We start from the raw sequence: 12,382 nt of genomic DNA on the forward strand, positions 1-12,382 counted from the left end.
TTTTTTCGTTGTTAATATTTAAATACCCATTGTGCAACCAATATTTCGCGAACGGTTTGCCGGTCAGCGCCTCTGACTGGGCGATTTCGTTTTCATGGTGCGGGAATGTCAAGTCCTGGCCGCCGGCGTGGATATCGATCGTATCGCCCAAATATTTGCGCGCCATCGCCGAGCATTCGATATGCCAACCAGGCCGCCCTTTCCCCCATGGACTGTCCCAACAAATTTCTCCTTCCTTCGCTGCTTTCCAAAGGGCGAAATCAAGTGGATCGTCTTTTTTCTCTCCAATTTCGATGCGCGCCCCAGCTTGCAGCTCATCGATCGATTGATGAGACAGCTTGCCGTATTCGCGGAACTTGCGCGTCCGGTAATACACGTCGCCGTCGACTTCGTAGGCATATCCTTTGTCAATGAGCGCCTGAATGAATTCGATAATCGTATCAATGTTTTCGGTCACCCGCGGATGGATGTCCGCTTTTTTGCAGCCAAGCGCCTGAATGTCTTCAAAATACGCCTCAATAAACCGCTCAGCGATCGCCGGCACGCTCTCGCCGAGCTCGCGGGCCGCTTTGATCAACTTGTCATCAACATCGGTAAAGTTCGATACATACGTCACATCATAGCCGCGGAACTCCAAATAGCGGCGGATCGTGTCAAAAACGATGGCGGCCCGAGCATTGCCGATGTGAATATAATTATAGACGGTCGGGCCGCACACATACATTTTCACTTTATTCGGTTCCAGCGGCTCAAACGGTTCTTTTTTTTCGCGTCAGCGTATTATAAAGCCGGATGCTGCTCATACTCGTTCTTCCTTTCTTGTTGTTTCAATGCCTCAAGCTCGCTTTTCAGCCGGGCGATTTCCTCTTCAAGCTCCCGAAACCGGTCGGCGATCGGGTCAGGAAGGTCGGTATGGTTTAAATCTTTCTTCACTTTCACCCCGTCGCGCACAACGACGCGGCCCGGAATGCCAACGACGGTCGAATTGGGCGGTACGTCTTTTAACACGACCGACCCAGCGCCGATTTTCGAGTTTTCCCCGATCGTAATCGAACCGAGCACTTTTGCGCCGGCAGCGATCAAACAGTTGTCTTTGATCGTCGGGTGCCGCTTCCCTTTTTCTTTCCCTGTCCCGCCTAATGTGACCCCTTGATAGACGGTGACATTGTCGCCGATTTCGCACGTTTCGCCGATCACCACGCCCATGCCGTGGTCGATGAAAAAGCGGCGGCCGATTTTCGCGCCCGGATGGATTTCAATGCCAGTGAAAAAGCGGCTGATTTGCGAAATCAAGCGGGCAAGAAAGTAAAATTTCCGCTTGTAAAGCGCATGGGCGATCCGATGCGCCCAGATGGCATGCAGGCCGGAATATGTTAAAATGACTTCCAAATAGCTTCTCGCCGCCGGGTCTTGCTCAAAAATGACCTCAATATCCTCTTTTAACGTTTTAAACATCATGTCCTCCCTCCATCCCTCTAAGTTGTCTTGAATAAAAAAGCGTCCCTGTGCCGAAGACACAGAGACGCTTTTGGCGCGGTTCCACTCTGTTTAGCGAAACGGGGCGCCGTTTCGCTCACTCGATTCCGATAACGGAGATGCTCCGCTCCCCTCTACTGCAGAACGTCTCTGTTCCGGTTCGAAAGGAGACTCCGAGGCGCACTTCAGACAGCACCGAACATAAGCCGCTTCCAGCCAAGGCGGCTCTCTCTGGGATGCCGATGCTTCCTACTTCTCCTCGTCAACGCTTTTTCTTTATGCACTTGTTCCATCGAAATTTTATATTATTATACCACATCCATCATGCAAACGTGCATAGAGGCCGATTAAAATTTTTCTTGCAACGCCCGCTCCAGCCGCTCGATCACTTTTTCTTTGCCGAGCAACTGAATGGCAAACGGCAGCTCCGGTCCGTGCGTTTGTCCCGTCACCGCCGCGCGGATCGGCATAAACAACTTTTTCCCTTTTTGCCCGGTCGCCTTTTGCACCGCTTTAATGGCCGCTTTAATCTCGTCTGCCGTAAACGGCTCAAGCTCACGCACGCTCTCAAGGAAGGTGGAAAGCACAGCCGGCACTTGCTCTTCAGCAAGCACTTGACGCGCCTCGTCCTCGTAGTCGATTTCTTCTTTAAAGAACAGCTCAGACAGCGGGACGATCTCCGCACCGTAGCTCATTTGCTCTTGATACAAAGCAATTAAATCGCGCGCCCATTGCCGCTGTTCGTCCGTCATATCCGCCGGCAGGCGCCCGGCTTTCACTAAATGCGGCAAGGCCAGCTCGACAAGCCGGTCAAGATCAAGCTTTTTGATATATTGGTTGTTCATCCATGTCAGCTTTTTCGTATCAAACATGGACGGCGATTTTGACAGCCGGGAGACATCGAACATGCGGATCAGTTCGTCTTTCGTAAAAATTTCTTCCTCTCCTTCCGGCGACCAGCCAAGCAAAGCGAAAAAGTTGAACATCGCTTCCGGCAAATAGCCAAGTTCTTTGTATTGCGAGACGAACTGAATGATGGATTCATCGCGCTTAGACAGCTTTTTCCGCTGCTCGTTGACGATCAACGTCAAGTGCGCGAACTGCGGCGGCTCCCAGCCGAAGTACTCGTATACCATGAGCTGCTTCGGCGTATTGGACAAATGTTCCTCACCGCGAAACACATGGCTGATTTCCATTAAATGGTCGTCGATGACAACAGCGAAATTGTATGTCGGAATGCCATTCGCCTTGACAATCACCCAATCGCCGCCGACATCTTTCGATTCAAACACCACTTTGCCGCGCACTAAATCGTAAAATTCGTACTTTTTCCCTTCCGGCACCTTCAGGCGGATCGTATACGGCTTCCCTTGCGCCTCGAGCTCCGCGACCTGCTCCGGCGTCAAATGGCGGCATTTGCCGCTGTACTGCGGAGCGGCGATGCCGGCCGCCCGCTGCGCCTCCCGCTCGCGCTCGAGCTCTTCCGGCGTGCAAAAACATTTGTACGCATGCCCTTGCTCAAGCAATTCATTCACATATTTTCGGTAAATATCGAGCCGCTCCGTTTGCCGGTACGGCCCGTAGCCGCCATCTTGATCAATCGATTCATCATAATCAATGCCGAGCCATTTTAAGTTTTCGAGCTGCGACTTTTCGCCGCCTTCGACGTTCCGTTCAATATCTGTATCCTCGATGCGGACGATCATTTTTCCACCGTGATGGCGGGCAAACAAATAGTTAAACAGCGCTGTCCGCGCCCCGCCGATATGCAAATGGCCGGTTGGGCTCGGCGCATAGCGCACGCGCACCTCTTTTGCCATCATCCAAACCCTCCACTTCCATCAAAGCTTGTGCTATTATTGTACCGTTTATCGCGGCAAAGTTCAAAACAGACAGCTCTCGCCTAAGCCGCACCACGCCGCCGACGCCCCCCCTTTACACCTCCTAGCCAGGACGGCGAACAAAGCGCTTATGTATTAAGGGAACGAGGCCTTCCCAAATGATGTTGCCAAAGGCCGCTCCATTAGCTTTTTTGCAGCAAGACGACCGCCTGGGCGGCAATGCCTTCCTCCCGCCCAGTGAATCCAAGCTTCTCCGTCGTCGTTGCCTTCACATTGACTTGCGAGCGCTCGGCTTCCAGCAACCGAGCGATCACCGCCCTCATTTCTTCAATATACGGCGCCATCTTCGGCTTTTGTGCGATGATCGTGCAGTCGGCGTTCACGAGCCTATACCCTTCCTGCCGAGCGAGCGCCCATACGTGCGCCAACAGCTCAGCCGAGTCGGCATCTTTAAAGCGCGGATCTGTGTCCGGAAAATGCCGGCCGATATCGCCGGCGCCGATCGCCCCAAGGCATGCGTCCGCCACCGCATGAAGCAGCACGTCGGCATCTGAGTGGCCGAGCAGCCCCTTTTCATACGGAATGGTGACGCCGCCAATGATCAGCGGACGCCCTTCAACAAGCTGATGGACGTCAAACCCTTGTCCAATGCGAAACATCTCTCCACCCCCATCTATTCGGCCATCCGGCTTGCCAAAATCGCCTCAGCAAACAAAAGGTCCTCCGGCGTCGTCAGCTTAATATTGCGATAATCCCCTTCAATGATCTTCACCGGCTTGCCGATTCGCTCCACAAGGCTGGCGTCATCCGTGCCGAGATAGCCAGCCTGTTTCGCCGCTTCGTGCGCTTCCATGATCAAAGACAGACGAAAAGCTTGTGGCGTCTGCACCGCCCACAAGCTGGAACGATCAATCGTCTGTTCGACAAACAAACCGTTCGCTTTTTTGATCGTATCTTTCACCCGCACTGCCGGGATCGCCGCCCCGTACTGAACAGCGGCGTTCACGAGCTCGTGCAAATGATGGACGCGGACAAATGGGCGGGCGCCGTCATGGATGAGAACAATCTCCTCCCCCGCGAGCGCCTGCAATCCGTTGTAGACGCTATGCTGCCGCTCCTCGCCGCCGTCGGTAAGCGCGGCGACTTTTCGAATGCGAAAGCGGGCGAGCAGCTGCTCAAATCGGCTTCGCTCGGCTGGGTTGACGACGAGCACGATGCGGGTGCACCGCTCATCGCGCTCAAACACGTTCAGCGTCCGAACGATGAGCGGCTCACCGCCAAGCTCAAGGAATTGCTTGTTCATGCCGGCGTTCATCCGCTTTCCCCGCCCGGCCGCCAAGACAATCGCTTCGTAATTCATTGGCCGTTTCCCCTATTCGTTTTACAACGCTTTTTGCAGCAGTTTCAATTTGGCAAAAATCATTCTCCCCGCAGATGTTTGTAACACGCTGGTGACTAAAACGTCAACCCGTTTGCCGATATATTCTTTGCCATCTTCGACGACGATCATCGTCCCGTCGTCCAAATAGGCCACGCCTTGGTTATGCTCCTTCCCATCTTTAATGACGTGTACGTTCAGCTCCTCGCCTGGCAGCACGACCGGTTTGACGGCATTCGCTAAATCGTTGATATTCAAAACACGCACGTTTTGCAGCTCACATACTTTGTTTAAATTGAAATCGTTCGTCACGACAACGCCTTGAAGTTGCTTCGCCAGCTTGACGAGTTTGCTGTCGACTTCCTGGACGTCGCTGAAATCCGCTTCATGGATTTCCACTTTCATCGCCATTTCTTTTTGGATGCGGTTCAAAATATCCAAGCCGCGGCGGCCGCGGTTCCGCTTCAGCACATCGGACGAATCGGCGATATGCTGCAATTCTTCGAGCACAAACCGCGGAATGACAAGCGGCCCTTCCAAAAACCCGGTTTGGCAAATGTCTGCGATCCGCCCGTCGATGATGACGCTCGTATCCAAAATTTTCACAGCACCGCCCTTTGACGGTTCGTTTTCCGCTTCTCCACCTTTTTTCTTCGCCATGCGGTTGGACAAGGAAAATAAGTTCATCAACTCATTCCGTTTCTTTAAACCGACGCGAAACCCTAAGTAGCCAAGCAACACCGTCAAAAAAATCGGCAACACCGTATTCAACACTTGAATGTGAAACGACTGCAACGGCATGACAACGAAAAACGCGATAATAAGACCGAAAATCAGCCCGAGACTGCCAAACAGCACGTCGGCGGCCGGCGCCTTCACGAGCGTTTCCTCCACCCAGCGAATCATGTCGACCACATAATCGACAAGCCAAAACGTCAACAAAAAGAAAACGACTGCCCCCAGCACCGCAAGCGTATAAGAATTATTGAGAAGCGGCATGCCGCTCACATTCATCAGCTTAAGCAAGTCAGGAAAAAACATGGCGCCTAACGTTCCGCCCACGGCGAGGAAAAATAATTGCACAATGCGTTTGACCATCAGCCCATCTTCACCTCCCTATTTAACATTATAAACAGTTTCCAATGTTTGAAACCAATTGGAAGACAATTTTTAATCGTTTTTGAACATTCGACATCTGCTTGTAACAATAGCGAAAAACGCCGGCCAAACGCCATAGTTGTTTCGGATCACCCTACTATTTTTTACGTACATCAGAGCGAAAAGGTTCAATCCTTTTAGGCTGTTTATGCCTCTGCTTAAACACTTAAGAATGAAGAGGCGATGAATTTTTGATCGCTCATATCCCCTTGGGCGCGAAGAACCGGGTTGCGCAGGTGAAAGAGCGATTAACACATTGTATGCTCAAGCGCCTCGGCCACATGCGAAACACCGATCACTTGCACACCTTTTGGCGGCTGCCAGCCAGCTAAATTGTTTTTTGGCACAATGATGCGGGAAAAGCCTAATTTTACCGCCTCCTGCACGCGCTGTTCGATGCGCGAGACGCGGCGCACCTCTCCAGTTAAGCCGACTTCGCCGATAATGACATCCGCCGGATTCGTCGGCCGATCGCGAAAGCTCGAGGCGATGCTGACAGCGACCGCCAAGTCAATTGCCGGCTCATCAAGCTTCACGCCGCCCGCCACTTTCAAATAAGCATCTTGGTTTTGCAACAGCAGCCCAACCCGCTTTTCGAGCACGGCCATCAAAAGCGACACACGGTTATGGTCAAGGCCGGTTGCCATCCGTCTCGGGTTGCCGAAGCTCGTCGGCGAGACGAGCGCCTGGATTTCCACGAGCACCGGCCGCGTCCCTTCCATCGCCGCCACGACCGTCGAGCCAGCCGCTCCGCGCGACCGTTCTTCTAAAAACACTTCTGATGGGTTTTCCACTTCCTTCAGCCCAATGTCGCGCATCTCAAAAATGCCGATTTCGTTCGTTGAGCCAAAACGGTTTTTCACCGCTCGCAAAATGCGATACGTATGGTGTCGCTCCCCTTCAAAATAGAGAACGGTGTCCACCATATGTTCGAGCAGGCGCGGCCCGGCGATCGCCCCTTCCTTCGTCACATGACCGACGATAAAAATGGCAATGCCTTTTGTTTTCGCCAGCTTCATCAGCTCGGCCGTGCATTCGCGCACTTGGGCGACGCTGCCCGGTGCAGAGGAAATATCGGTGCGATACACCGTCTGAATCGAATCAATGATGACACAAGCAGGTTGAACCGTTTCAACCGCTGCCACAATGTATTCCAAATCTGCTTCCGCCAACACGTACAGCCGATCGCACTCCGCACGAAGGCGTCCAGCGCGCAGCTTTACTTGTTTGACCGATTCCTCACCGGAGACATACAGCACTTGATGCCCAGCGGCGGCCAGCTGCGCCGATGTTTGCAAAAGCAACGTTGATTTGCCAATGCCAGGGTCGCCGCCGATCAAAACGAGCGAACCTTTGACGATTCCACCGCCCAACACGCGATCGAGCTCCGCGCTGTTCGTTTTCATGCGCGGCTCTTGCACCGCCTCCACGGCTGTAATCGGGACCGGTTTGGCCGAACCCGCCCGCTCCGAATGAAGAAATGCGCCGCGCACAGTCGGTTTCTCCTGCTCCATTTCCTCAACAAACGAATTCCATGTTTGGCATCCCGGACAGCGTCCAAGCCATTTGGCCGACTCATATCCACACTCTTGGCAAACGAACTTCGTTTTCTTCTTCGCCATCGATCTTAACCCTTTCTGTAACGTTTTCCAACGAAAAAAAGGCATGGGCAGGAAGCTGCCGCATGCCTTTTCTTCCCTCACACGACCGCCTGTTTCGACAATACGACAAACTCCCCGTCTTTGACATCCACGACGACTTTTTGCCCTTTGGCGATCGTGCCTTTTAACAATTCTTCGGACAAACGGTCTTCAACATGCTTTTGCAAGGCGCGGCGCAGCGGACGGGCACCGTATTCTGGATCGAACCCTTCGGCGGCGATTTTCTCAATGGCGGCCTCCGTCAGCTCAAGATCAATGTCTTGCTCTTTCAGCCGCTTCACGAGCGTATCGGCCATCAATCGGACGATTTGTTTCAGATGGTCTTTTTCGAGCGAATGGAAGACGATGATTTCGTCGATCCGGTTTAAAAACTCTGGACGGAATGCTTTTTTCAGCTCATCCATCACTTTGCTTTTCATATCTTTGTATTGCTGGTTCCCGTCTTGAATGTTGAAGCCAACGTACTTATTCCGTTTCAGCGCATCGGCGCCGACGTTGGACGTCATGATGATGATCGTGTTGCGGAAGTCGACCGTCCGCCCTTTCGAGTCAGTCAGCCGCCCATCTTCCAACACTTGCAGCAAAATATTGAACACGTCCGGATGCGCTTTTTCCATCTCATCTAACAGGACAACCGAATACGGCTTGCGGCGCACTTTTTCCGTCAGCTGGCCGCCTTCTTCATAACCGACATACCCCGGCGGCGACCCGATGAGCCGCGATGTCGAGTGTTTTTCCATATACTCGGACATATCGATGCGAATGAGGCGTCTTCATCGCCAAACATCGCTTCTGCCAAGCTCGGGCCAACTCCGTTTTCCCAACGCCGGTCGGACCAAGGAAAATGAACGAACCGATCGGGCGTTTCGGGTCTTTCAGGCCAGCACGGGCGCGGCGCACCGCTTTGGCGACCGCTTTGACCGCCTCGTCTTGGCCGACGACACGCGAATGCAAAATTTCTTCCAGCTTGAGCAGCCGCTCCGTTTCCGTCTCAGCGAGCTTCGATACTGGAATGCCGGTCCAACTCGAGACGACCGCGGCGATGTCTTCGACCGTCACTTCCAAATTTTCTTGGCCTTGTTTTTCTTTCCACGCACGTTTCGTTTCCTCCAGTTCTTCGCGCAGCCGCTGTTCCATATCGCGCAGCGATGCTGCTTTTTCAAATTCTTGGCTTTGCACGGCCGCGTCTTTTTCTTTCCGCACTTCCTCGAGCTTTTGTTCAAGTTCTTTCAATTTCGGCGGTGCGGTGAACGAACGAAGGCGCACTTTCGAGCAAGCCTCGTCGATCAAATCGATCGCCTTATCCGGCAAGAAACGGTCGGTAATGTAGCGGTCGGACAATTTGACGGCTTGCACGATCGCCTCGTCGGAAATCGAAACGCGGTGGTGCGCTTCATACCGATCGCGCAACCCTTTTAAAATTTGGATCGATTCTTCCACTGTCGGTTCATCAACGTAAATCGGCTGAAAGCGGCGTTCAAGCGCGGCGTCTTTTTCAATATATTTCCGGTATTCATCGAGCGTTGTCGCGCCGATGCATTGAAGCTCCCCGCGCGCCAACGCCGGTTTCAAGATGTTCGACGCGTCGATCGCTCCTTCTGCCCCACCGGCGCCAATTAATGTATGCAACTCATCGATGAACAAGATGATGTTGCCCGCTTGACGAATTTCATCCATCACTTTTTTCAGCCGGTCTTCAAATTCCCCCCGGTATTTCGTTCCGGCGACGACCGTCCCCATATCGAGCGTCATGACCCGCTTGTCGCGCAGCGTTTCCGGCACTTCGTTATTGACGATTTGTTGGGCTAACCCTTCAGCAATGGCCGTTTTCCCAACGCCCGGCTCGCCGATCAACACCGGATTATTTTTCGTCCGCCGGCTTAATACTTCAATGACGCGCTGAATTTCTTTACTGCGGCCGATGACCGGGTCCAGCCGTCCTTCGCGGGCAATCGCTGTCAAATCACGGGCGAGGCTGTCAAGCGTCGGAGTGCTCACATGCGACGCGCCGCCGCCATGGCCTGACATCGACTCATTGCTGCCGAGCAGCTGCAACACTTGCTGGCGCGCTTTGTTCAAGCTTACTCCCAAGTTGTTCAGCACGCGGGCGGCCACCCCTTCGCCTTCGCGGATCAACCCAAGCAAAATATGTTCTGTGCCGACGTATGAATGGCCGAGCTTCCGCGCTTCATCCATCGACAGCTCAATGACTTTTTTCGCCCGCGGTGTATAGTGGATCGTATGCGACACTTCACTGCCACGGCCGATGAGCGATTCGACTTCTTTTTGAATTTTATCTGGGCCGAGCCCAAGCGCCATGAGCGCCTTAGCCGCGATCCCCTCGCCCTCGCGGATGAGGCCGAGCAAAATATGTTCTGTGCCGATATTGTTATGGCCGAGGCGAATGGCTTCTTCCTGCGCCAGCGCCAGCACTTTTTGCGCCCGTTCCGTAAATCTGCCAAACATCATCGTTCATCACCCTCCATCTTTCTTCGTTCCTCCATCTTTAAACGCTCCCGGATCAGCGCCGCGCGGCGGACGTCCCGTTCTTCAGGGCGAAGCGCCCCGCCGGCATATTGCTGCAAAAATCCCGGCTGCGTCAAAATCATCAGCTCATTTAAAATGTTGCGCGAGATGTTCTTGATATATCCTAGATCAATCCCTAAGCGAACATCGGACAGACATTGCGCCGCTTCTTTCGATTCGATGACGCGGCAGTTGGCCAGTATGCCGTATGAACGGAACACCTTGTCTTCTAATTGTATGCCCAAAGTTTTCACTAATGCCTGACGAGCCGCTCTTTCTTGGGCGATCAGCTGCTGAACGATCGTATGCAAATCAGCAACAATGTCTTCCTCCGATTTCCCAAGCGTGATCTGGTTGGAAATTTGGAATATATTTCCCAACGCTTCACTCCCTTCACCGTATGTTCCACGGACAACAAGCCCAAGCTGGTTGATGGCAGGAATAATACGGTTAATTTGTTGCGTCAGCACAAGCGCCGGAAGATGCATCATCACCGAAGCCCGCAATCCCGTCCCGACATTGGTCGGGCAGCTCGTTAAATAACCAAGCCGCTCGTCAAAGGCATAGTTGACATACCCTTCAATCCAATCGTCCAATTCGCTCGCCGCCTCGAGAGCCTCAGCAAGCTGCAACCCCGGGAATAGGCATTGGATGCGGATATGATCCTCCTCGTTGATCATGATGCTGATTTCTTCATTTTCCGAAAGCAGACAAGCGCCAAACGGCGAATCCTCAGCCAGATGCGGACTAATTAAGTGTTTTTCTACCAATACCCGTTTTTCAATCGGCTGAAGCTCCGACATTTTCAACAACTCGAAGCGGCCTGCCCCTCCGTAAGAACGATGGGCGAACGTCCGTTCAAACAACGCGACGATTTGCATCGCTTCTTCACTGCTAAACAGCGTTGGAAAACGAAAGTCAACGATGTTGCGCGCCAGTCGGATGCGACTGCTTAAGACGATGTCCGAATCCGGCCCCTCTTGGCTCATCCACGCGCTGACCGCCGTATTGAAAAACTTCTCGAACGACATACCGCTTACATATCCCCCTCTCCGCGTCGACGCAGTTCATCCTCCAACGAGCGGATTTGGTCGCGCACCTCGGCCGCCCGCTCGAATTCCTCACGAGCGACGAGCTCCTGAAGCTTTTGTTTCAACATAGCAAGTTGCTTGCGCAAATGGAGAACGCCGCCTTTTCGCTTCGGAATTTTTCCTGAATGAGCGGTATTGCCGCTATGGAGCCGTTTCAAAATCGGCGGCAAGTAGCGTGCAAACGTCCGGTAGCAGTTAGCGCAGCCGAACCGCCCGATTTGTGTGAATTGATGGTATGTCATTTGGCACGTCTCACATTGAAGTACATCCGGGTTCGGAAACGCGTTCGCCGTCATCTCTTTCATCGGCGCTTGAAAGTTAAGAAGCCCCGCCAACAAGTTGTTGAGTGAAAAATCATCATTGCCGTAGAACGTAAACATATGGCCATGCTCTCTGGCGCATTGCTCGCAAAGATGGAACTCCGTTTTCTCTCCGTTTACAATTTTTGTAAAGTGCATCGTGGCCGGCCGCTGCTTGCATTCTTGGCAAATCAATGCCTCCCCCTCCCCCTATTTGTATTTCAGCGACGTCAGCATCGCTTTTAACATGCGGGCCCGCAGTTCGTCCCGCTCGGGCAAATCGATATATAAAACAGAACGATCCATAGCGCTTAACATAATTTTCGCTTCCCGCTCCGAAATTACCTTTTCTTCAACGAGACGTTTTACCACATCTTCAGCATTCGATTGGCTGATGCGGTGGCCGACAAGCTCGAGCAGCTGGTCAATAAGCTGTGCTTCACTCTTTGTCTTCACTTTCATAATGCGGATATACCCACCGCCACCGCGCTTGCTTTCGACGATGTACCCTCTTTCAAGGGTAAACCTCGTATTGATGACATAGTTGATCTGCGACGGAACACATTGGAATTTATTAGCGATTTCGCTTCGTTTAATTTCAACGATATCTTGGTCGCTCATATTGAGCACTTGCTTTAAATATTGCTCAATGATGTCGGAAATGTTCGGCACTCTACCTACCACCTTCCTTACAACCAAGCTGCCTGGCGATGGGCCGTCCGCTGACAAGGACACCCCACTGCCTATTCGTTGACTTTGACTATATTTGACCTTACTCTTACTATACAATGTATTACGGAAAATTTCAAGAGTGACCAAAGAAGGAAAACTAACTATAGAATATCCGTTTTTCTCGACAATAAAACGTCAAGCAGCCGAATAAATGAAAAAGCACGCCTTTTCTTCCAAGGAAAGAAAAGACGTGCTTTCCATTTTGCCTAGCAGCGACCTA

General features: G+C 52.5%; 9 protein-coding genes, 2 pseudogenes and 1 other annotated feature. All 11 genes and pseudogenes read right to left on the reverse strand.

The features are described from left to right. Nucleotides 1-803 (reverse strand): annotated as a pseudogene (cysS, locus tag I656_RS11005) (cysteine--tRNA ligase); the annotation flags it as partial. Then, nucleotides 781-1,518, reverse strand: a complete 738-nt coding sequence (cysE, locus tag I656_RS11000; protein WP_020754402.1) for a serine O-acetyltransferase — start codon at nt 1,516-1,518, stop codon at nt 781-783. The gene cysE and the pseudogene cysS, both read right to left, overlap by 23 nt. Further along, nucleotides 1,516-1,751: a binding site (T-box leader), on the reverse strand. It overlaps the preceding gene by 3 nt. 72 nt (nt 1,752-1,823) lie before the next feature. Further along, nucleotides 1,824-3,296 (reverse strand): glutamate--tRNA ligase, encoded by a 1,473-nt coding sequence (gene gltX, locus I656_RS10995; RefSeq protein WP_033005073.1) that lies wholly within the window; start codon nt 3,294-3,296, stop codon nt 1,824-1,826. Nucleotides 3,297-3,499: 203 nt separating this feature from the next. Next, the gene (gene ispF / locus I656_RS10990) at nt 3,500-3,976 is read right to left on the reverse strand and encodes a 2-C-methyl-D-erythritol 2,4-cyclodiphosphate synthase (protein ID WP_013143976.1); all 477 of its coding nucleotides are present in this window, start codon (nt 3,974-3,976) and stop codon (nt 3,500-3,502) included. A gap of 14 nt (nt 3,977-3,990) precedes the next feature. Continuing rightward, a complete protein-coding gene (gene ispD / locus I656_RS10985; protein WP_015373720.1) occupies nt 3,991-4,677 on the reverse strand; it encodes a 2-C-methyl-D-erythritol 4-phosphate cytidylyltransferase in 687 nt (228 codons plus the stop codon). Nucleotides 4,678-4,698: 21 nt separating this feature from the next. Further along, on the reverse strand, nt 4,699-5,793 hold the full coding sequence (locus tag I656_RS10980; RefSeq protein ID WP_012820471.1) for a PIN/TRAM domain-containing protein: 1,095 nt from the start codon (nt 5,791-5,793) through the stop codon (nt 4,699-4,701). Nucleotides 5,794-6,101: 308 nt separating this feature from the next. Continuing rightward, on the reverse strand, nt 6,102-7,475 hold the full coding sequence (gene radA, locus I656_RS10975) for a DNA repair protein RadA (RefSeq protein ID WP_015373719.1): 1,374 nt from the start codon (nt 7,473-7,475) through the stop codon (nt 6,102-6,104). Nucleotides 7,476-7,552: 77 nt separating this feature from the next. After that, a pseudogene (gene clpC / locus I656_RS0115045) lies at nt 7,553-9,983 on the reverse strand (ATP-dependent protease ATP-binding subunit ClpC). Further along, nucleotides 9,980-11,071, reverse strand: a complete 1,092-nt coding sequence (locus I656_RS10970; RefSeq protein ID WP_011229592.1) for a protein arginine kinase — start codon at nt 11,069-11,071, stop codon at nt 9,980-9,982. Before I656_RS10970 ends, clpC begins: the two are co-directional and overlap by 4 nt. A 5-nt stretch (nt 11,072-11,076) precedes the next feature. After that, nucleotides 11,077-11,625: a UvrB/UvrC motif-containing protein gene (locus I656_RS10965; RefSeq protein WP_011229591.1), complete on the reverse strand. Its 549-nt coding sequence runs from the start codon at nt 11,623-11,625 to the stop codon at nt 11,077-11,079. Between the two features lie 15 nt (nt 11,626-11,640). After that, entirely contained in the window at nt 11,641-12,102 is a 462-nt protein-coding gene (ctsR, locus tag I656_RS0115050) for a transcriptional regulator CtsR (protein ID WP_011229590.1), read from the reverse strand. Nucleotides 12,103-12,382 lie beyond the last annotated feature (280 nt).

It is taken from the genome of Geobacillus sp. WSUCF1 (assembly GCF_000422025.1).
GTDB lineage: Bacteria > Bacillota > Bacilli > Bacillales > Anoxybacillaceae > Geobacillus > Geobacillus zalihae.

What these genes read in the sequence shown, in the direction of transcription:
- gltX (WP_033005073.1), bottom strand. Translation starts at nt 3,296, where the DNA reads ATGGCAAAAGAGGTGCGCGTGCGCTATGCGCCGAGCCCAACCGGCCAT.
- ispF (WP_013143976.1), bottom strand. Translation starts at nt 3,976, where the DNA reads ATGTTTCGCATTGGACAAGGGTTTGACGTCCATCAGCTTGTTGAAGGG.
- ispD (WP_015373720.1), bottom strand. Translation starts at nt 4,677, where the DNA reads ATGAATTACGAAGCGATTGTCTTGGCGGCCGGGCGGGGAAAGCGGATG.
- I656_RS10980 (WP_012820471.1), bottom strand. Translation starts at nt 5,793, where the DNA reads ATGGTCAAACGCATTGTGCAATTATTTTTCCTCGCCGTGGGCGGAACG.
- radA (WP_015373719.1), bottom strand. Translation starts at nt 7,475, where the DNA reads ATGGCGAAGAAGAAAACGAAGTTCGTTTGCCAAGAGTGTGGATATGAG.
- I656_RS10970 (WP_011229592.1), bottom strand. Translation starts at nt 11,071, where the DNA reads ATGTCGTTCGAGAAGTTTTTCAATACGGCGGTCAGCGCGTGGATGAGC.